The sequence below is a fragment of the Sulfitobacter sp. M13 genome (genome assembly GCF_053474885.1).
In genome coordinates this window covers 3101396-3121555 of the sequence record NZ_CM130281.1, presented here as the reverse complement: position 1 = coordinate 3121555, position 20160 = coordinate 3101396, and the positions used below count along the sequence as shown (strand labels likewise).

The following is a 20160-nucleotide window of genomic DNA, read 5'->3' as shown; positions in this document are numbered from 1 at the left end:
ATGGTAGACAACGGCGCGTTTTCCGACGCGCCGTTTTGCCGTTTCTTAGGGCAGGGCAGGCGGGCATTCGATCGCTATGCCAATCCATACGCTCTGCCGTCGCTATGGGTTGACGCGCCGGTTAATTCCCCATAACCAGCCGTATCTCGTATGAGAATCGAATTGCAACGGGCACCGATCATACCCTGCGCATGAACACCTGATCAGCTGGAGCCCGACGGCACAAACGCCTCGGGCTTCACGTTGTGAAAAAAGGGTCTGGTATGACGGACCCGCAACGAAAAGGAAGCACCCACGTGGCACGTATTGCCGGCGTAAACATCCCGACTGCAAAGCGGGTTCCAATCGCCCTGACATATATCACCGGTATCGGTAACTCCTCCGCAGCTGCAATCTGCGAAGCTGTTGGCATCGACTCCACCCGTCGTATCAACGAACTTTCGGATGCCGAAATCCTGAAGATCCGCGAATTCATCGACGAAAACCACACCGTTGAAGGTGACCTGCGTCGTGATACGCAGATGAACATCAAGCGTCTGATGGACCTTGGCTGCTACCGTGGTTTGCGCCACCGTCGCAACCTCCCGGTTCGTGGTCAGCGTACTCACACCAACGCTCGTACGCGCAAAGGCCCTGCAAAGGCCATTGCTGGTAAGAAGAAGTAAGGGAGGGTCTGATCAATGGCACGCGAAAAGACAAAGACGAAGCGTAAGGTTTCCAAGAACATCGCCGCAGGTGTGGCGCATGTGAACTCCAGCTTCAACAACACAAAAATCCTGATCTCCGACGTTCAGGGTAACGCAATTGCATGGTCCTCCGCTGGCACCATGGGCTTCAAAGGGTCGCGTAAATCGACACCTTATGCGGCTCAGATGGCTGCTGAAGATGTAGGCAAAAAAGCTCAAGATCACGGCGTAAAAACGCTGGAAGTCGAAGTGCAAGGCCCCGGTTCGGGCCGTGAAAGCGCCCTGCGCGCTCTGGCTGCTGCCGGGTTCAACATCACATCCATCCGTGACGTGACCCCAATGGCACACAACGGCTGCCGCCCTCCGAAACGCCGCCGCGTTTAAGAGTTTAAGTTACAAAAGGGGCCGCGCGTTCGCGCTCGGCCTCTTACTGCTTTGTTGAAACCTCGGGAGTTCTTCGCCATTTGGACATGGGGCGCAGGACAGGAATGGAGGGACGTATGATCCACAAAAATTGGGCTGAATTGATTAAGCCACAGCAGTTGGACGTGAAGCCGGGCAATGACCCCGCACGTCAAGCGACTGTCATTGCCGAGCCGCTCGAGCGTGGCTTTGGTTTGACAATGGGCAACGCGCTGCGTCGCGTTTTGATGTCGTCGCTGCAAGGCGCTGCCATTACTTCCGTACAAATTGATAATGTTTTGCACGAATTTTCGAGCGTTACTGGCGTTCGTGAAGATGTCACCGACATCGTTCTGAACCTCAAAGGCGTTTCCCTGCGCATGGAAGTCGAAGGGCCCAAGCGCCTGTCGATCTCTGCTAAAGGCCCAGGTGTTGTCACTGCCGGTGACATCTCTGAGAGCGCCGGTATCGAAATTCTGAACCGCGATCACGTCATCTGCCACTTGGATGACAATGCTGACGTTTACATGGAACTGACGGTTAACACCGGCAAGGGCTATGTTGCGGCAGATAAGAACAAGCCAGAAGATGCGCCTATCGGCCTGATCCCGATCGACGCAATCTATTCGCCGGTCAAAAAAGTGTCTTATGACGTGCAACCGACCCGCGAAGGTCAGGTGCTTGATTATGACAAACTGACGATGAAGGTCGAAACCGACGGCTCCATCTCGCCTGACGATGCCGTGGCATTTGCCGCGCGTATCCTGCAGGATCAGCTGGGCATTTTCGTCAACTTCGACGAGCCCGAATCCGCATCGCGTCAAGACGACGACGACGGTCTGGAATTCAACCCGCTGCTGCTGAAGAAAGTAGACGAGCTGGAATTGTCTGTCCGTTCGGCAAACTGCCTGAAGAACGACAACATCGTCTACATCGGCGATTTGATCCAGAAGACCGAAGCAGAAATGCTGCGCACACCGAACTTTGGCCGCAAATCCTTGAACGAAATCAAGGAAGTGTTGTCGGGCATGGGTCTGCACCTTGGCATGGACGTCGAGGACTGGCCGCCGGACAACATCGAAGACCTCGCGAAGAAGTTCGAGGATTCGTTCTAAGAGATTTGACGGGTGGGGTTGTTCCCGCCCGTCAATACGACCGGGCACCTGCCCCAAGGAGAGTTGGCGCTACGCACGCCAACCAGACAAAGTAAAACCGCCCGTAGAGGGCATCAAATTGGAGACTAGAAAATGCGTCACGCACGTGGTTACCGCCGTCTGAATCGTACACATGAACACCGCAAGGCGTTGTTCTCGAACATGGCGGGCTCGCTCATCGAGCATGAGCAAATCAAAACAACATTGCCTAAAGCAAAAGAATTGAAGCCAATCATCGAAAAGATGATCACATTGGCAAAGCGCGGCGACCTGCATGCGCGTCGTCAGGCTGCAAGCAAGCTGAAGCAAGACCAGTATGTCGCCAAACTGTTCGACATCCTGGGCCCACGCTACAAAGACCGTCAGGGTGGCTATGTCCGCGTCCTGAAGGCCGGCTTCCGTTATGGCGACATGGCACCTATGGCCATCATCGAGTTCGTAGATCGCGACCGCGACGCGAAGGGTGCAAACGATAAGGCACGCGTAGTGGCCTATGAGGTTGCGGAAGACTAAAGCCATCAGCTTTTGTGGCGAATTTTAGAAGCCCCTGCCTGCGCAGGGGCTTTTTGCTTTTATGCCTTCGGCAAGGATTTAGACCCATTTGGAACATGGGTGTTGCGCAAGCGCGAAGGGCTGCGCATATCTGAGGGTATGAGAATACTCCTGATCCTGTTGACCGTGTTGTCCTTTCCCGTCGCCGCGCAGACTGTGCCAAGTTCCCCCGCGCAGATACAGTTGAGCTTTGCGCCGCTGGTGCACGAAGCGGCCCCGGCTGTGGTGAACATCTATGCACGTACCATCGTAGAGCAAAGCCGAACGCCGCTGCAGGCGGATCCGTTTTTCGAACGGTTTTTCCGCCGACCTGATTCGGGGAGGCCGCGTGTCCAGAACTCTCTTGGGTCCGGTGTGATCTTGTCTGAGGACGGGATTGTCGTGTCGAACTATCATGTCGTTGGTATGGCCACCGACATCCGTATCGTACTGGCCGACCGACGCGAGTTCTCGGCCCGTGTGTTGCTGAGTGATGCTGAAAGCGATTTGGCGATCCTGAAGATTGATGACGTGGCCGGGCTTGCCCATCTGCCGTTGCGCGACAGTGACACGGTAGAGGTAGGGGAGCTTACGCTTGCAATCGGGAACCCTTTCGGGGTCGGGCAAACCGTAAGTAGTGGCATTGTGTCTGGCCTTGCGCGATCGGGCGGGATGAACGGCGGCGGGCAGGGGTATTTCATCCAGACCGATGCGCCGATCAATCCGGGCAATTCGGGCGGTGCTTTGATAGATGTGCAAGGGCGGTTGATCGGAATCAATACGTCTATTCTGACCCGGTCGGGCGGGTCCAACGGGATCGGCTTTGCTATTCCGGCGAATCTGATCGCGGCGTTCATGACGCAGGCGCGCGACGGGGCAGCTGAATTTACCCGTCCGTGGGCGGGGATGAGCGGGCAGCCAGTCGATGCGGATATGGCTGGCCCCTTGGGGTTGGATCGCCCCGGTGGCATCATCGTGTCGGGAATGCATCCGGCAAGCCCGTTTTTGCAGGCAGGTGTGGCTGTGGGCGATGTGATCACCGCCGTTGACAGTCAAGAAGTCCATACCCCCGCCGAGATGATCTATCGCATGAGCGTGGCGGGCATGGGCGCGCAGGCGAGCGTTACCCGACTTCGGGGTGGCAAAACGGCTGAGGTCGCTGTGGCCTTGATCGCAGCACCAGATGAACCGCCGCGACAGACGCTGGCGCTGGATGAAAGTAGCCTTTTGCCGGGGTTAACGCTCGCGCGGATCAACCCTGCGGTGATGGCTGAATTGAACCTGCCGCTTGAGGTGATCGGTGTTGCAGTGATGGATAGCGGGCCCTATGGCGCGCGCGTCGGCTTGCGACAGGGTGACGTGATCCTCGCGGTAAATGGTGCAACGGTCGCAACGCCTGCGGACGTGAGCGACCAGATGGCAGGAAGCCGTCAGGTGTCGATGGTCGTACAGCGCGGCGTGCAGCGACTGTCGCTGCAGTTCCGGGTCTAGCACGATGGCGGATCTATTCGGCTCTGACGCGCCTGTTGTAGAAAGCGGGCACCGGCCACTGGCGGACAGGTTGCGGCCACGAAGCTTGGCCGAGGTGATCGGCCAGTCGCAGGTGTTGGGCCCGGACGCGCCGTTGACCGTGATGCTGGATTCGGGGTCGCTGGGATCGTTGATTTTCTGGGGGCCGCCTGGCGTGGGCAAGACGACGATCGCACGGTTGCTTGCGGATGAGACAGACCTGCATTTTGTCCAGATCAGCGCGATATTCAGCGGCGTGCCCGAGCTACGCAAAGTCTTTGATGCTGCGAAAATCCGGCGGCAAAACGGGCAGGGCACCTTGTTGTTCGTCGACGAGATCCATCGTTTCAATAAGGCGCAGCAAGACGGGTTTCTGCCTCATATGGAGGACGGGACGATCTTGCTCGTGGGGGCCACGACTGAGAATCCGTCCTTCGAGCTGAACGCCGCTGTACTGAGCAGGTCGCAGGTTCTGGTGCTTGAGCGTTTACCCCTGTCTGATCTGGAACGTATGGCCCAAAGGGCCGAGAAAGAGCTCGGGCGGGGCCTGCCCCTGGACGGCCCTGCGCGGGAAAACCTGCTGGAGATGGCAGATGGCGACGGGCGTGCCTTGCTCAACCTGATTGAACAGGTCGTCGCGTGGAAGGTGGACGGAAAGCTTGACGGTAAGGCGCTGTCGGCGCGGCTGATGCGGCGGGCGGCGCAGTATGACAAAGGGGGCGATGCGCATTATAACCTCATCTCTGCGCTGCATAAATCCGTTCGGGGTTCCGATCCGGATGCCGCGCTTTATTGGCTGGCGCGTATGCTGGAAGGTGGCGAAGACCCGCGGTATCTGATGCGTCGCATCACGCGCATGGCCGTCGAGGACATCGGGCTCGCTGATCCGCAGGCGCAGTCTGTGTGTCTGCAGTCGTGGGAAACCTACGAGCGGCTTGGATCCCCCGAGGGTGAATTGGCGATCGCGCAGGCGCTGACCTATCTGGCGCTGGCCCCGAAATCGAACGCCGCTTATGTGGCCTATAAGGCGGCGCGGCGGGCGGCGAAACAGACGGGGTCCTCTCCGCCGCCAAAACATATCATGAATGCGCCTACCAAGATGATGAAAGAGCAGGGCTATGGCGCGGGTTACGCCTATGACCATGACGCCGAGGACGGGTTCTCGGGGCAGAACTATTTTCCTGACGGGATGGAGCGGCCGCAGCTTTACCAACCTGTCGAACGCGGCTTTGAACGGGATCTTAAAAAACGGGTCGATTATTTCGAAAAGCTGCGGGCAACGCGGAAAACTTGACATTCGGGGCGTGAACCGTGAGAGACCGCAGATGATTTCAACCCTGTCACTTGTAGCCATGGGTGGCGCGATCGGCGCCTCCCTGCGGTATCTGTTCGGTGTCGCAGCGATGCGGCTGACCGGGCCGTCCGATTTTCCGCTGGCGGTCTTGACGGTCAACATCATCGGGTCGTTTATTATGGGCCTGTTTGTAGTGTTTGCTGCACACAAAGGGCTCACGCAGTTTAGCCCTTTTGTGATGACCGGTGTGCTTGGCGGCTTTACGACCTTTTCGTCGTTTTCGCTTGAGACGGTAACGTTGATCGAGCGCGGCCAGATCGGGGCGGCAGGGATATATATGGCACTGTCCGTCGGGCTATCAGTGCTGGGATTAATGCTGGGCCTTATGATGGCCAGAGGGGTATTTGCATGAGCCGGGTTCAACATCTGGTCGTAGAAGAAGGCGACGGGGATCAGCGGTTGGACCGCTGGTTCAAACGGACGTTTCCGCTGATTGGCCAAGGGCTGATTGAAAAGATGTGCCGCAAGGGCGATATTCGCGTTGACGGTGGGCGTGTCAAAGCCTCCTCCCGGCTAGAAGTGGGGCAAACCGTGCGCATCCCACCGCTGCCCGACGCAGAGGCACCACCGCCGCCCAAGCGGACACGTATTTCTGACGCGGACACCAAATTTATCCGGTCCTGCGTCATATACCGCGACGATCATATCATTGCCTTGAACAAGCCGCCCGGATTGCCTGTGCAAGGCGGGTCTGGCCAGTCAGACCGCCATGTTGACGCGCTTGCCGATGCGCTGATGTTCGAGCTTGATGAAAAGCCGCGCCTTGTGCACCGCTTGGACAAGGATACCTCGGGCGTCTTGATCATGGCGCGGACAAGGTCGATTGCTGCGTCCCTGACGTCGTCGTTCCGTCACCGCGAGACCCGCAAAATCTACTGGGCCGCCGTCGCAGGCGTGCCGCATCCGAGGAACGGAACGATCAAATTCGGTTTGGTCAAAGCCTTTGGTCACGGGGCCCGGGGCGAGGGTGAAAAGATGTACTGCGTGCATCCGAAAGACATGGAAACCACCGAAGGTGCCAAACGTGCCACCACCGATTATGCGACCCTCGCGCAGGCTGGCAAACGGACCTGCTGGATGGCGCTGATCCCGGTAACGGGCCGGACGCACCAGCTGCGTGCGCATATGGCGGAAATCGGGCATCCCATTGTTGGGGATGGAAAATATGGCGGATCCGGTCAGGAAAACATGGGCGATGGCTGGGGCGCGCAACTGGGGGGCGACATCTCTAAGAAGTTGCACCTGCACGCACGGTCTTTGACGCTAGAGCATCCAGTAACTAAGGCCCGTTTGAACCTGATTGCGCCGTTGCCTGATCACATGGCGCGAACCTGGGACACCTTCCAGTGGGTGCCTTCTGATGTGCCCGCCGACCCGTTCGAGGAGGATTGGGGGTGAGCGACTGGAAGGTCAAACGCTTCTGGCAAGACGCTGCCGTCCTCGAAGCTGACAGTGGCTTTACCGTCGAATTGGACGGGCGCGGGATCAAGACACCGGCGAAGCGTTTGCTGGTGATCCCGACCCGTGCCATGGCAGAGAAGATCGCTGACGAATGGCAGGCGCAAGACGGGGTGATCAAACCTGATACCATGCCGGCGACGAAAACCGCCAATGCCGCGATCGATAAGGTCGCGGCCCAACACGCTGAAGTGTCGGATATGTTGGCGGCATATGGGGACTGTGACCTGCTGTGCTATCGTGCGGATAGTCCGGCCGAACTGGCGACGCGTCAGGCCGAACGGTGGGACCCGATGCTAGGTTGGGCGCAGGATGTTTTAGGCGTGCGTTTGCAGACCCGAATAGGAATTATGCACGCGCCGCAGTCACCATCAGATGTGGCGAACCTGTCTAAACGGACCCATTCGCTCGACAATTTCCAATTGGCGGCGTTTCATGATCTTGTCAGCCTTTCAGGATCGCTGATCTTGGGGTTTGCAGCCGCGCTTGACGCAAGGGAAGCGGAATCAATTTGGGACCTTTCGCGCCTGGACGAGCTTTGGCAGGCCGAACAATGGGGCAATGACGACGAAGCCGACGCGTTGGCCGCAGTGAAAAAGGCTAGTTTTCTACACGCCAAGTTGATGTTTGACCTGAGCTTGCCCGAATAGGTTTCACGGTGACCCCAATCCGAACGGTTGTGAGCGTTTTTTAGGCGCAGCGACTTGACGTTCCGGCGTAACATCGCCCAAACTCTCTTCCACTGACGGGGATAACCCCGCCAAAACATCTCCGGACCGAAAAGGTGCCGGTTGAGCCGCCCTAAAACGTGGCGGAAAATCAGGAAGAGGTTAAAATGAATAAATCCGTATTTTTTGGTGCGCTAACAGTAGCCGGCCTTGCGGCTGGCGCTGCTGCTGCGTCAACGCTTGACGATGTCAAAGCGCGCGGCAAGCTGAACTGCGGCGTTACCACCGGTCTGGCGGGCTTTGCCGCTCCCAACGCCAATGGCGAGTGGGAAGGCTTTGACGTCGCAATATGCCGCGCGGTTGCCGCCGCTGTACTGGGTGACCCGAACGCTGTCGAATTCGTCCCCACAACCGGTAAAACCCGTTTCACCGCGCTGGCCTCGGGCGAGATCGATTTCCTTGCGCGTAACACCACCTGGACCTTCAGCCGCGACGTCGACCTCAAGTTCGACTTCATCGGCGTTAACTACTATGACGGTCAAGGCTTCATGGTACCGAAAGAGCTTGGCGTTTCTTCCGCCAAGGATCTGGATGGCGCGACTGTCTGTATCCAGACCGGCACCACGACCGAGCTGAACCTCGCGGACTTCTTCCGCAACAACAACATCAGCTACGAGCCGGTACCTGTCGAGACAAACGCCGAAGGCCAGCAGCAATATCTGGCCGGTGCTTGCGATTCCTATACAACCGACGCGTCAGGTCTGGCCGCGACACGCGCGACCTTCGAGAACCCAGGCGAGCACATCATCCTCCCCGAGATCATCTCCAAAGAGCCTCTGGGCCCATTGGTGCGTCACGGTGACAACGATTGGGGCGACGTCACCCGTTGGGTACTATATGCTCTGATCGCGGCGGAAGAACTGGGCGTCACATCGGCAAACGTCGAAGAGATGACCACAAACACCACCAACCCAGAGGTTGCTCGTCTTCTTGGCACCGAAGGTACGTTGGGTGAGATGCTGGGTCTCGAAGCTGACTTTGCGAAGAAAGCTATCGCTTCCCAGGGTAACTATGGTGAAATCTTTGCCAAGAACATCGGCGAAGAAACCCCAATCGGTCTGGCGCGTGGCCTGAACGCTCAGTGGACAGATGGCGGCCTGATGTACGCGCCTCCTTTCCGCTAAACACATTCGTCAGAGGGCGCGGAGCATTTCCGCGCCCTCTGCGCCTCTAAGACGCCAAAAATAAACCCGGCCCGCGACATCGAATGATGCGTGAATAACAGGTCCGGCACACAGGGAAAATCTGATGACGACAATGTCCGACCCTCAACGGGGCTCGTTCCGGCTGTCGATGTTGCTAAACGACACCCGCTATAGATCCTATACTTTTCAGTTTATCGCGCTGATCTTGCTTATCGCGTTGATGGCTTTTCTGGGCATTAACCTGGTGCGAAATCTTGCTGAAGCTGGATTGAACATCTCTTACGGGTTTTTGAATGTACCTGCCGGGTATGACATCAACCAATCATTAATCGACTATAACAGCCAATCGTCGAACCTGCGTGCGGCGATGGTCGGTATCATCAACACCCTTCTTGTGGCGTTTCTGGCCTGCATAACCGCGACAATTCTCGGCGTGATCGCCGGTGTGGCGCGTTTGTCCAAGAACTGGCTCGTTTCAAAATTGATGTCGGTTTACGTTGAGATTTTCCGTAATATCCCGGTGCTGATCTGGATTCTGATGATCTACACTTTGATGACCGCCGTTTTGCCTGCGCCAAACCAATTCCGCGGCGATAACGCCACTTCAAGCATGCTGTTTGACGCCTTCGCCTTTACCAACCGCGGTATCTACATCCCCGCGCCCGTTTGGGGGCCTGGATCAATGATCGTCGTGGCGACCTTTGTCCTCTCGTTCATTGCTATGGTTATTTACCGCCGCTACGCCGTCAGCCTACTATTCCGGACAGGCAAGCTGTTGCCGACGGGCTGGCCAACAATCGCCATCCTTCTCGTCCCGACTATCTTGATGTTCTTCGTGATGGGTAGCCCCATTGCGTTAGATTACCCCGAGCTTAAAGGGTTCAACTTTCGCGGCGGTTTGCAGATCGGCGCACCGCTGATCGCGTTGTGGTTGGCTTTGTCGGTCTACACTGGTGCATTCATCGCCGAAAACGTGCGCGCCGGTATTCAGGCAATTTCTAAAGGTCAGACTGAGGCTGCGTCTTCACTTGGGCTACGTCCAAAGCGTGTCATGAACCTCGTGGTTTTGCCTCAGGCGCTTCGGGTAATTATCCCACCGCTGATCTCCCAGTATCTCAACATCACCAAAAATTCGTCCTTGGCGATCGCTGTTGGGTATGCCGATATCACTGCGACGTTGGGGGGGATCACCCTTAACCAGACGGGTCGCGCGATCGAATGCGTGCTTTTGCTGATGCTCTTCTACCTCACGATTTCGCTGTCGATCTCGGCAATAATGAACGTTTACAACAATTCTGTCAGCTTGAAGGAACGGTAGGATGTCAGATACACACGCCGCCTCTGTCCCTTATGTGCGGGACACTATGTTGCCACAGAACGCGCCCCCTTCGACCGCACAGGGGCCTGTCAAATGGGTTCGAGAAAGTCTGTTTTCTTCGATTCCTTATACAATCCTGACGCTCGCAGCGCTTTATGTCATCTATCTGATCCTTTCCGGCTTCCTGCCCTGGTTGCTGGGGGGCGTTTGGACGACATCCAATATCCGGGAATGTCGCGAAGTGTTGGATGGGGCACAGGCAGGGTGCTTCTCCGTCCTGACTGAGCGCTGGAACCAACTGCTTTTCGGGATCGCCTATCCCCAAGACGGGTACTGGCGCCCGACGGCGGCCTTTGTGCTGTTGTTTGTCGCCGTGGCACCGGTGCTGTTTGGCAATTTGCCGCGCGGGCTTATCCTCTTTACTGTTCTATATCCTTTTATTGCATTCTGGCTGATATGGGGCGGATCCCTTTTCGTGCCGCTGTCAGCGCTGTTGGCGGTTCTTATCGGGTATGTGATCTACAGCAGAATCGTTAAGAAAAGCTTTGCCGGCGCATTTTTTGCCGGTCTTCTTGCGGGCGGCGTGGCGTGGGTGGTCTTCAGCTTCATCACGCCACAACTCTCGGGGGTGCTGGCACTCGAACCGGTCGTCTCGCGGAACATGGGGGGCTTTATGCTCAACATGATACTGGGCGTGATTTGTGTATCCCTTTCATTGCCTTTGGGAATCCTGCTGGCGCTTGGACGTCAATCGAGCCTTCCTATTATCAAGCTGATCTGCGTTGTTTTCATTGAGTTTATACGTGGCGTGCCACTGATCACGCTCCTCTTTGTTGCGAACGTGGTCTTGGCCTATTTCCTGCCACCGGGCACAAACTTTGACTTGATCCTTCGTGTTATCATCATGATCACGATGTTCGCGTCGGCTTATATTGCCGAGGTGATCCGGGGCGGGTTGGCAGCGTTGCCACGGGGACAATACGAAGCCGCGGATAGCCTGGGGCTCGACTATGCTCAGGCGATGCGCCTGATCATCCTGCCGCAAGCACTGAAAATCTCGATCCCGGGTATAGTGAACGTGGCCGTCGGACTGTTCAAGGATACCACGCTGGTCTCGATCATTTCGATGTTCGATCTCGTGGGGATGATCCGCGGTCCGATCCTAGCCTCTACGGATTGGAACGGCGTTTATTGGGAACTTTGGGGATTTGCTGCCCTTCTGTTCTTCGTCGTTTGCTACGGCATCTCGCAATATTCACAATGGCTGGAACGTCAACTCCAGACCGACCACCATTAAGGAAAGACTTTAATCATGGCTGAACAAGCACAAGCGCTGAATGTCTCGAACGAGGTCGCGATCAGCATCGAAAACATGAATAAATGGTATGGTACGTTTCATGTACTGCGGGATATCGACCTGACCGTTTATCGTGGGGAACGCATTGTTATCGCTGGGCCGTCGGGGTCGGGGAAATCAACGTTGATCCGATGCATCAACGCATTGGAAGAACACCAAAAAGGCCGAATTGAAGTGGATGGCACCGTGCTGTCTTCTGATGTCAAGAATATCGATAAAATCCGGTCCGAAGTGGGGATGTGCTTCCAGCACTTTAACCTGTTTCCCCATCTGACAATTCTCGAAAACTGTACATTGGCACCCATTTGGGTCCGAAAGACCCCAAAAAAGGAAGCCGAGGAAATCGCAATGCATTTCCTCGAAAAGGTCAAAATTCCTGATCAGGCAGACAAATACCCCGGTCAGCTGTCCGGCGGCCAACAGCAGCGGGTCGCCATTGCACGTAGCTTGTGCATGCGTCCCCGCATCATGCTATTTGATGAGCCGACGTCTGCCCTGGATCCTGAGATGATTAAGGAAGTGCTCGATACGATGGTCGAACTTGCCGAAGAAGGTATGACCATGCTGTGCGTGACGCACGAAATGGGTTTCGCGCGACAGGTCGCCAATCGGGTCATCTTTATGGATGAGGGCCAAATCGTTGAGCAAAATGAACCTGAAGAGTTCTTTAACAACCCTCAAAGCCCGAGGACCAAGCTGTTTCTTAGCCAGATTCTAGGGCACTAAGCTAGAAGGGCGGGATTTTCCCCGCCCTTTCTGTATTTACCGTGCAAGTATACGGGGCGTGATGTGCGCCTCTATATCGCCGCTATGCCAATGCACATCCTTCCAATCGTCCACGTCGAACGTTAACACCAGCGTAGCACCAGGAGGAGTGGCACCCGAATGTTGCGCTGTAAGGCCCTCACGGGGCAGCAGGTTCGCCATCTCGGCCACGCCGGGGTTGTGCGCGACCAGCAACACTGTGGTTCCCTTAGCGCCCTGTATGGACGCCATCAAACGTTCCGTATGTGCGAGATAAAGGCGGTCTGTGAGGATTCGCTTAACATCAGTCGGTATGTCCAAAAGAGAGAGCGTTTCCGACGTACGCCGAGATGCTGAGCAAAGCGCAAGATCTGGCCTGTAGCCCTCTGCAACGAGCCACTGGCCAACTGCTACGGCGTCTTGTCGCCCTTTATCATCCAAAGGGCGATCAAAATCAGTGGATACCCCTGCCGGCCAGCCAGCTTTAGCGTGGCGCATTAAAATAAGCCGTCGCATCAACGTCTCCTTAATTTATCGGTCGCATAAACAAGGGGGCAGAGTGTCTACAGCAGGGGAGACAGCGATATGTAACACACTGATAAATGGTCCGCTATTGACCGCGGATAATACTCCCAGCACCATGTTCGGTGAACAGCTCAAGCAAGCAGGCGTTCGGGGCTCGCCCGTCCAGAATGACGGCTGCCCGTACGCCACCGTCGATTGCGTCAAGCGCGGTTTGTGTCTTGGGAATCATGCCGCCAGCAATAGTGCCGTCTGAAACCATCTTACGGATCTGCGTCGCAGTGAGCTCTGTCAGTACGTCCCCGTCAGCATTTTTCACGCCTGCAACGTCTGTGAGAAGAAGCAACCGATCTGCTTTTAGCGCAGCGGCGATAGCGCCAGCAGCGGTATCGCCGTTAATGTTAAACGTTTCGCCATTCCGGCCCATACCAAGGGGGGCAATCACTGGAATAATACCTTTATCCGCCAGATCGCGCAGCAAGCGTGGGTTCACTTCAGTCGGTGCTCCGACCAAACCAAGCTCGGGGTCTTCTTGGTCACAAATGATAAGCCCGCTATCCTTACCCGATACACCCACACAGCGCCCGCCTTGCGCTGTAATTGCCTGAACGATACGGGCGTTGACCAATCCCGACAAAACCATTTCGACGACTTCCATCGTCGCTGCGTCGGTGACGCGTTTACCGTTGATAAACTCGGATGTGATATTCAGCCGACCCAGCATATCATTGATCATGGGCCCACCACCATGAATGATAACAGGGTTCACGCCGACCTGGCGCATAAGGGCGACATCACGCGCGAACTCTTCCATGGCGTCATCGCTGCCCATGGCGTGGCCGCCAAGCTTGATGACAACAGTGGCGTCAGCGTAACGTTGCAAATAAGGGAGCGCTTGGCTCAGGGTGCGCGCGGTGGCGATCCAATCGCGGTTCATTTCTCGTTTTCTCATTCTCTGCCTCGGTAAACGCGGAGATACCGTTACTCCAACGTAGCGATAATGGCACGGAGCGTAGGAATGCCCCAGCCCTTTTCAGACGAGGTTACTACGATTTCAGGGTAAGCCGCTGGATGTTTGGCAAGCGCGCCGCGCACCTGCTCTAGAATTTTTTCTCGTTCGACTTCTTTAACTTTGTCCGCTTTCGTCAGCACGCATTGAAATGTTACGGCCGAGCTATCCAGCAATGACATGATTTCGTCATCAACCTTTTTAACGCCGTGGCGTGCATCAATCAGCACGAAGGCACGTCGCAAAGTCTGGCGACCGGATAAATACTGCTTTAGCAATCGCTGCCATTTCTCAACAATGGGCAGAGGCGCATTTGCATAGCCATAACCAGGTAGGTCGACGAGGTAATGCTCCTCGGCAGCTGTAAAAAAGTTGATTTCTTGTGTGCGACCGGGGGTATTCGATGCGCGTGCCAAAGCTTTCGTGCCGGTTAACGCATTTATAAGTGTAGATTTCCCGACGTTAGAGCGGCCTGCAAAACAAACCTCCATTCGGTCAGCAGCTGGTAGACCGTCCATGGCGACAACGCCCTTTACGAACAAGGTTTCGCCTGCGAACAGCATGCGCCCTTTTTCGAGCGCGTGCGCATCAGGCTCTTCGGCGATGCTGAACTGAACTTGCATATGTTAAAGTACCTTTACCTGGTCACCGATAAAGACGGGACCCGTTTCAATAACCTCGGCATATACGCCGAAATCCTGGTGACCCCAAGTCTTCAATATGCGTAACATTTCAATATCGCGTTCCCCAGTATGTGGATTCGCGGTTGTAGCCCGACATCTTTCCGTGCGTTCGCGGATACGTAGTACCACGCTGCCGATCGCGACCTCTTTACCGACCCAATCTAGTTCGTCCCACGGGGTTCCCGTGTCAAACCAGACGTTGCCGCGCCAGCGATGGGGCGAAACCGGTGTTCCTACCGCATCCGACACAGCGCGCAAGGACGCGTAATTACATAGGCTTACGGACGGGTAGGGGGTGTCGGTAAACCCGCGCCCATCCAACCTGAAAATTGCACTTGGTTGTGCTCTGTTTTCGGGGACAAGCGGCGCAACCCATTCCAGAAATCTGCTGGTTTCACGATCGGGATGGAAGGTGAGTGAGGGGCGGTCTGGGTGGTGCAACGTAAGCAGTTCGCTCGCGCTGTCAAAGACCGCTGTTATTGCCATCAACGCTGGCGCTTTGGACCCGGTGCTGAAATTGGCGCAATGCGCCCACTCGGTTCCGTCGGTGTGTGCGGCGTCGTGCGCGACGGCCCAGGTCCGGTCCCATGGCATAGACTGCCCCGCGGTGAGGGTCGTGTGGCCCAGCTCTTCGCGACCATGGCTCTTGAGCGGGTAGCGATAAAGCTGGGCAACCGCCGTCATTATTTCGGGTCGCCTTTACGTCCGAGCTTCATGCTACCCTTAATATTGCCAAGAATATCAGGCTTATATCCTTGGCTTCGCATGATCAGATATTGTTGCGTAAAGGTGATCGTGTTGTTTGCTATCCAGTAAACAACAAGACCGGACGCAAACCCGCCGAGCATGAACATAAACACCCAAGGCATCCAGGCGAAGATCATCTGTTGAGTGGGATCGGTGGGGGCCGGGTTAAGTTTTTGCTGCAAGAACATTGAAATACCGAGCAACAGTGGAAGAATGCCGATAAAGACAAGTGCCAGAACTGTCCCAGCTTCGGGAGCGCCCCATGGCAAAAGGCCGTACAGGTTGTAGATCGATGTCGGGTCGGGTGCACTTAGATCTTGAAAGGGGCCGAAGAAGGGCGCGTGGCGCAGCTCTAGTGTCACAAAGATTACTTTGTAGAGAGAGAAGAAGATCGGGATCTGCATTAGGATCGGGAGACACCCTGCGGCGGGGTTTACCTTCTCCCTCTTATAAAGCTCCATCATGCCCTGCTGAAGCTTCTGGCGATCGTCACCAGCATCCTTCTTTAGTTTCTCCATCTGCGGCTGAAGTTCTTTCATCTTAGCCATCGACACATATGATTTATACGCCAGCGGGAAGAGCAGAGCCTTGATCAAAAGCGTCAACCCGATGATCGCGATGCCCATATTTCCGATCAACAAGTTGAGGTGGTGCAGAACCCAGAAGATCGGTTTTGTCAGGAAGAAAAACCAACCCCAGTCGATGGAGTCGATAAATTTATAAACACCCTGAGCTTCATAGGCGCGCAGGATCTCCCATTCTTTGGCACCGGCGAAAAGTTGCGTTGAAACAGTGGCAGATTGGCCGCTGCCAACAACTTGTGCAGGCATCACAGCTTCGGTCTGGAAAATTTCAGTTCGCGGCAGGTATTTAACCGTCAGACGTGTTGGCTGGGCCGGATCGGGAATGAGATTGGTCATGAAATAGTGACCTGTGAAGCCGATCCAACCATTGGTAACACCGTCAATGCGTTTGGAGGGCACGCCATTTACAACATCTAGATCGGGTATGTCGTCCCAAGCGGTTTCAATCAGTTCACCATTATTCATGGTGACTAGACCTTCATGCAGAATGAAGAAGTTCTGCGCGTCGCTAGGGATACCATGACGTGCGATGAGGCCGTAGGGTGCAAGCGAAACCGATTTTTCGGATGAGTTAGTAATGGTTTGGTCGATCTTGAACATATAGTTTTCATCGATCGAAATCGTGCGCGAAAAGACCTGGCCGGCTTTATTATCCCAAGTTAGCGTAACGGGGGCGTCGACCGACAGCGTTTCACCGTCGCTGTGAGACCAGAGGGTGTTCGGGCCAGGGACTTGCTCGGGTGAGATACCCGCGCCAGGAGCCCAACCATAGAGCGCGTAATAGGCGTCAGTGGAGCCTGCAGGAGATAGCAACCTGACGGTAGGCGCGTCTTCCTCAATCGTTGTGTTATAATCCTTTAGGTACAGATCATCCACCCGACCCCCAAGCAACGATATAGAGCCAGCGATACGGGCCGTCTCGACAGCAATACGCGGCGCTGTATCGAGGGCCTTTGTGGTAGACGCGCTGTCTTCGGCAGGTATGCTCGCCGACCCAGCGTTCGCTGGAACAACAGCCTCTGACGCGTTTGCATCACTGGTTTGCAGCGGAGGCTCGGAGAGGGTTTCGGTTTCCTGAGGCGGGAACAAAACGAACCACCCTAGGATGACTATGAAACTGAGAACCGTCGCAAAAATGAGATTCTTGTTTTGATCGTCCATTTGACCGTCACCTGATGCCTGTAATATCAGCGTGGGTTCAACAGAGTAAGGTACCAAAGGTCAAGTAAATTCGGCCCCTGCATCCAAGCGCTTCCCGTAAAGTGGATCTTATTGTCAGGCAATGTCACCGAAGGCCCGTGGCAGATAATCGAGTTTTTCAATGTGCGTATGCATCCAGCCGACGACCTGTTCGGGGGGCATAGGTTGCGCGATTCCGGGACCTTGAACGTTGTCGCAACCAAGTTGCGACAACAGTTCATGTTCTCCTGAGGTCTGCACACCGCAAGCAAGAGTTTCGGTGCCCAGATCTTGTGCCATTGCGAGGACAGTGGACAAAATGAGTCGACGGTTGGTGCTTAAGTTCGCTCCGTTCGTTAGCGATGGATCGATCGCTACGACGTTTATACCATATCTCTGAACGATCTCTACACAACGGGGGCCGCTGCCGAATCCATTTAATCCGGTTTGGCTGCCCAGCTCATGAAGCTTCCGAAGAAGCATGATCACCGGTGGCCCGGGTTGGCGCTGACAAAGATATGATGGGAGCGCGATGCGCAAAAAGCGGGGAGGGAGATCGAGCCGCTCAAGTTCCCATTCTACCTTCTGTAATAGTAGTGGATCATCCATCTGTGAAGGCGCGAGGTTGTAGATTATCTGAACTGAAGAACGACAGGTGCGCGACAGCTTCTTTGCTTCCAAAAGAATTGTGGAGAGGGATAAAAGTGGCTCGCTATCCGTCTCACTTGGTGCCCCCATCGACGTGCCATGTTGTTGATGAGGTATGATCGAATCGACACATGAAGCGCGTATTGCGCAAAAACCACTTACCTCACCCGAGTGCGTCGAAATTTGTGGTTGGAATAGCATTGGATCATGCTGGTGCCGGGCCGGACGTGAACGTGATATGCTATTGATCACAGGCGCTGCGACGGGCCTCACTGCATCTTGCCGCGAGGCATAGGTTGATTGAGCGACAGCGCGGGACCGTCCTAAGAATAGATATATTAGCGGGAGCAAGACCGCGCCAACAAAGGCGAACCACTGCCACCCGAACCACAGGATTGCCAATGCAAAGGCAGTCCCGATTGTGAAGCCTGCGGGCGCGAAAACGTGCCTGCCTTTGTGCAGAAAAGATTTGGCGAACCCATTGTTATCGTCTTGTTTCAAAGCAGCCCCCGACTGACGGATTACCGGTGAAAGCAATAGGAGGCATGTCTAACGAAAAGGTTAATGTTCGCCTTTTGGTCTATACAATCTGTTTAAAATTCCGAAGAGTTTCAGGGTTTACTTGCCCCGTTCGAGTCCCGCAAAATCAAATAACTTCGGATCCAAAAGATGCGAGGGGCGCGTATTCATAAGTGCGCGAAACATCACCTGACGGCGCCCGGGGCTGTTTGCTTCCCAGCCGTCCAAAATCGCTTTTACCTGCTGGCGTTGTAAACCGTCTTGCGAGCCACATAGATCACACGGAATGATTGGATAATTCATGGCAGTAGAGAATTTTTCGCAATCGGCTTCGGCGACAAGAGCCAGCGGACGATATAGGAACAAGTCGCCGTCTTCGTTTAGGAGTTTTGGTGGCATGGTCGCCAAGCGTCCGCCGTGAAACAAATTCATGAAGAAGGTTTCTAGGATGTCATCACGGTGATGGCCAAGAACCACGGCGGTGCAGCCTTCCTCGCGTGCGATTCGATAAAGATGCCCTCGGCGGAGCCTGCTGCACAACGCACAGAATGTGCGGCCTGCGGGGATCTTGTCCATAACGATGGAGTAGGTGTCTTGATATTCAATACGGTGCTTCACCCCCATTTTCTCGAGGAAAGCAGGCAGGACCGTAGCTGGAAAATTGGGCTGACCTTGGTCGAGGTTGCACGCGATAAGCTCTACTGGGAGAAGCCCACGCCATTGTAGCTCGTGTAGAATGGCCAAAAGTGTATAGCTATCTTTCCCGCCAGACATGCAAACCAGCCATTTACCGCCGGGTTCGACCATCCCATATTGTTCAATTGCCTCGCGGGTTAGCCGCACGAGCCGTTTACGCAGTTTTCGGAACTCGGTGCCTTGCGGTGCACCATGGAAAAGCGGGTGAATATCTTCGGGATGATCAAGCATATAGGTGCCTTAGTGCAACTGTGTTGGCCGATCAAGCGTCGGTGCATTGTTATCGATACTACAACGCCGAGCAGGGCGAACTTTAGTGCTAAGCGATAGTACAGTGGCCAGCTCAGTCAGGTACGTTATCGATGCCACTGTCCCCCCATGGGTGACAGCGAGCGATGCGCCTTAGGGTAAGCCAGCCCCCTTTGGCGGCGCCGTGTCTGGAAAGGGCTTCTAGTGCGTAGGCGCTGCACGTCGGGTGGTATCGGCAGTTATGGCCGACCCACGGGCTGAAAACTAGGCGGTACCCCTTTATAGGCAGTGCCAATAGACGTGCCAATGGGGTCACTTTTGAGGTCCGGTGCGCTGCTTGCCATGCAGAATACCCAAAGCTTTGACGAAATCCGATTGCAGCTTATCAAAGGGAAGCGATGCAGTGGCACCGCCGCGGCCCACGAGCACATAATCCATACCGTCGCGCCCCTGATGCGGGAGCGTCAGACGGGCAAGCTCGCGCAGGCGCCTTTTAGCGCGGTTGCGGGCGACGGCGTTTCCGACTTTCTTGGAGCACGTAAAGCCCACGCGTATGCCCTCTGCTTCGCCCTCTGCGCGTCTGCGCATCTGAAGGATAAAGCCGGGCATCGCTGCCCGAGGGGCGCGGGAAGCGCGCTGGAAGTCCGGTCTGTTTTTCAGCGTTTCCAAACGCAAAGAAACCGTCGGAAGCGTTTCCTCTGGTGTGGCGCTTCTGCCATCCATAGGTGCCTCCGACGGTGTCATATCTTTTAAAAACCGAAGTCGCGTATTACGCGCTCAGTTCCTTCCGGCCTTGTGCACGGCGCGAGTTGATGATCTTGCGACCCGCTTTGGTTGCCATGCGTGCGCGGAAACCGTGGCGCCGTTTGCGCACAAGGTTTGAAGGTTGATAGGTGCGTTTCATCGCTCCGACTCCACTTTATACTTTAGCACGCCAC

The 20160-nt window shown here is 55.5% G+C and carries 23 protein-coding genes and 1 pseudogene; 13 read left to right on the top strand and 11 right to left on the bottom strand.

Going from position 1 to position 20160, the window contains the following annotated elements; genetic code table 11:
- Positions 1-296: 296 nt before the first annotated feature.
- The 13 genes from rpsM to ACVBAU_RS14960 all read left to right on the top strand — a co-directional run bounded on the left by rpsM (position 297) and on the right by ACVBAU_RS14960 (position 12368).
- A complete protein-coding gene (gene rpsM / locus ACVBAU_RS15020; protein WP_138922620.1) occupies positions 297-665 on the top strand; it encodes a 30S ribosomal protein S13 in 369 nt (122 codons plus the stop codon).
- Between the two features lie 15 nt (positions 666-680).
- Positions 681-1070 (top strand): 30S ribosomal protein S11, encoded by a 390-nt coding sequence (gene rpsK, locus ACVBAU_RS15015; RefSeq protein WP_008226467.1) that lies wholly within the window; start codon positions 681-683, stop codon positions 1068-1070.
- A gap of 116 nt (positions 1071-1186) precedes the next feature.
- Entirely contained in the window at positions 1187-2203 is a 1017-nt protein-coding gene (locus ACVBAU_RS15010) for a DNA-directed RNA polymerase subunit alpha (RefSeq protein ID WP_093731788.1), read from the top strand.
- Positions 2204-2335: 132 nt separating this feature from the next.
- Entirely contained in the window at positions 2336-2755 is a 420-nt protein-coding gene (gene rplQ / locus ACVBAU_RS15005) for a 50S ribosomal protein L17 (protein ID WP_448326975.1), read from the top strand.
- A gap of 138 nt (positions 2756-2893) precedes the next feature.
- Entirely contained in the window at positions 2894-4264 is a 1371-nt protein-coding gene (locus ACVBAU_RS15000; protein ID WP_448326973.1) for a trypsin-like peptidase domain-containing protein, read from the top strand.
- Between the two features lie 4 nt (positions 4265-4268).
- Positions 4269-5576 (top strand): replication-associated recombination protein A, encoded by a 1308-nt coding sequence (locus ACVBAU_RS14995; RefSeq protein ID WP_448326972.1) that lies wholly within the window; start codon positions 4269-4271, stop codon positions 5574-5576.
- A gap of 31 nt (positions 5577-5607) precedes the next feature.
- Positions 5608-5988: a fluoride efflux transporter CrcB gene (gene crcB / locus ACVBAU_RS14990; protein ID WP_093731791.1), complete on the top strand. Its 381-nt coding sequence runs from the start codon at positions 5608-5610 to the stop codon at positions 5986-5988.
- Positions 5985-7034 carry an RluA family pseudouridine synthase gene (locus ACVBAU_RS14985; protein ID WP_448326970.1) on the top strand — a complete coding sequence of 350 codons (1050 nt, stop codon included), beginning with the start codon at positions 5985-5987 and terminating at the stop codon, positions 7032-7034. Before crcB ends, ACVBAU_RS14985 begins: the two co-directional genes overlap by 4 nt.
- Positions 7031-7744, top strand: coding sequence for an ATP12 family chaperone protein (locus ACVBAU_RS14980; RefSeq protein WP_448326968.1), 714 nt, complete (start codon positions 7031-7033; stop codon positions 7742-7744). Before ACVBAU_RS14985 ends, ACVBAU_RS14980 begins: the two co-directional genes overlap by 4 nt.
- Positions 7745-7929: 185 nt before the next feature.
- Positions 7930-8946, top strand: coding sequence for an amino acid ABC transporter substrate-binding protein (locus ACVBAU_RS14975; protein WP_138922625.1), 1017 nt, complete (start codon positions 7930-7932; stop codon positions 8944-8946).
- 124 nt (positions 8947-9070) lie between these two features.
- Entirely contained in the window at positions 9071-10285 is a 1215-nt protein-coding gene (locus ACVBAU_RS14970) for an amino acid ABC transporter permease (protein ID WP_138922626.1), read from the top strand.
- Between the two features lies 1 nt (position 10286).
- Entirely contained in the window at positions 10287-11582 is a 1296-nt protein-coding gene (locus ACVBAU_RS14965) for an amino acid ABC transporter permease (RefSeq protein WP_448326965.1), read from the top strand.
- 15 nt (positions 11583-11597) lie between these two features.
- On the top strand, positions 11598-12368 hold the full coding sequence (locus tag ACVBAU_RS14960; RefSeq protein WP_093731797.1) for an amino acid ABC transporter ATP-binding protein: 771 nt from the start codon (positions 11598-11600) through the stop codon (positions 12366-12368).
- 36 nt (positions 12369-12404) lie between these two features.
- On the opposite strand, the gene ACVBAU_RS14955 is transcribed toward ACVBAU_RS14960, so the two are convergent.
- The 11 genes and pseudogenes from ACVBAU_RS14955 to rpmH all read right to left on the bottom strand — a co-directional run bounded on the left by ACVBAU_RS14955 (position 12405) and on the right by rpmH (position 20126).
- Positions 12405-12638: a hypothetical protein gene (locus tag ACVBAU_RS14955; RefSeq protein WP_448329016.1), complete on the bottom strand. Its 234-nt coding sequence runs from the start codon at positions 12636-12638 to the stop codon at positions 12405-12407.
- Positions 12639-12674: 36 nt separating this feature from the next.
- Positions 12675-12884, bottom strand: a pseudogene (locus ACVBAU_RS14950) (SixA phosphatase family protein); the annotation flags it as partial.
- Positions 12885-12996: 112 nt separating this feature from the next.
- A complete protein-coding gene (argB, locus tag ACVBAU_RS14945) occupies positions 12997-13860 on the bottom strand; it encodes an acetylglutamate kinase (protein WP_448326964.1) in 864 nt (287 codons plus the stop codon).
- Positions 13861-13889: 29 nt separating this feature from the next.
- Complete coding sequence (gene yihA / locus ACVBAU_RS14940; RefSeq protein WP_448326962.1) at positions 13890-14540, bottom strand: ribosome biogenesis GTP-binding protein YihA/YsxC; 651 nt, start codon at positions 14538-14540, stop codon at positions 13890-13892.
- A gap of 3 nt (positions 14541-14543) precedes the next feature.
- Positions 14544-15284, bottom strand: a complete 741-nt coding sequence (locus tag ACVBAU_RS14935) for an MOSC domain-containing protein (protein ID WP_448326959.1) — start codon at positions 15282-15284, stop codon at positions 14544-14546.
- Complete coding sequence (gene yidC, locus ACVBAU_RS14930) at positions 15284-17092, bottom strand: membrane protein insertase YidC (RefSeq protein ID WP_448326957.1); 1809 nt, start codon at positions 17090-17092, stop codon at positions 15284-15286. The genes ACVBAU_RS14935 and yidC overlap by 1 nt, the downstream gene beginning before the upstream one ends.
- A gap of 114 nt (positions 17093-17206) precedes the next feature.
- The gene (locus tag ACVBAU_RS14925; RefSeq protein ID WP_448329010.1) at positions 17207-18010 is read right to left on the bottom strand and encodes an EAL domain-containing protein; all 804 of its coding nucleotides are present in this window, start codon (positions 18008-18010) and stop codon (positions 17207-17209) included.
- Positions 18011-18376: 366 nt separating this feature from the next.
- The gene (ttcA, locus tag ACVBAU_RS14920; RefSeq protein WP_448326955.1) at positions 18377-19204 is read right to left on the bottom strand and encodes a tRNA 2-thiocytidine(32) synthetase TtcA; all 828 of its coding nucleotides are present in this window, start codon (positions 19202-19204) and stop codon (positions 18377-18379) included.
- Positions 19205-19316: 112 nt separating this feature from the next.
- Positions 19317-19538, bottom strand: a complete 222-nt coding sequence (gene yidD, locus ACVBAU_RS14915; RefSeq protein WP_138922635.1) for a membrane protein insertion efficiency factor YidD — start codon at positions 19536-19538, stop codon at positions 19317-19319.
- Positions 19535-19945, bottom strand: a complete 411-nt coding sequence (gene rnpA, locus ACVBAU_RS14910; RefSeq protein ID WP_138922636.1) for a ribonuclease P protein component — start codon at positions 19943-19945, stop codon at positions 19535-19537. Before rnpA ends, yidD begins: the two co-directional genes overlap by 4 nt.
- Before the next feature lie 46 nt (positions 19946-19991).
- Positions 19992-20126 carry a 50S ribosomal protein L34 gene (gene rpmH, locus ACVBAU_RS14905; RefSeq protein WP_093731806.1) on the bottom strand — a complete coding sequence of 45 codons (135 nt, stop codon included), beginning with the start codon at positions 20124-20126 and terminating at the stop codon, positions 19992-19994.
- Between the last annotated feature and the right edge of the window lie 34 nt (positions 20127-20160).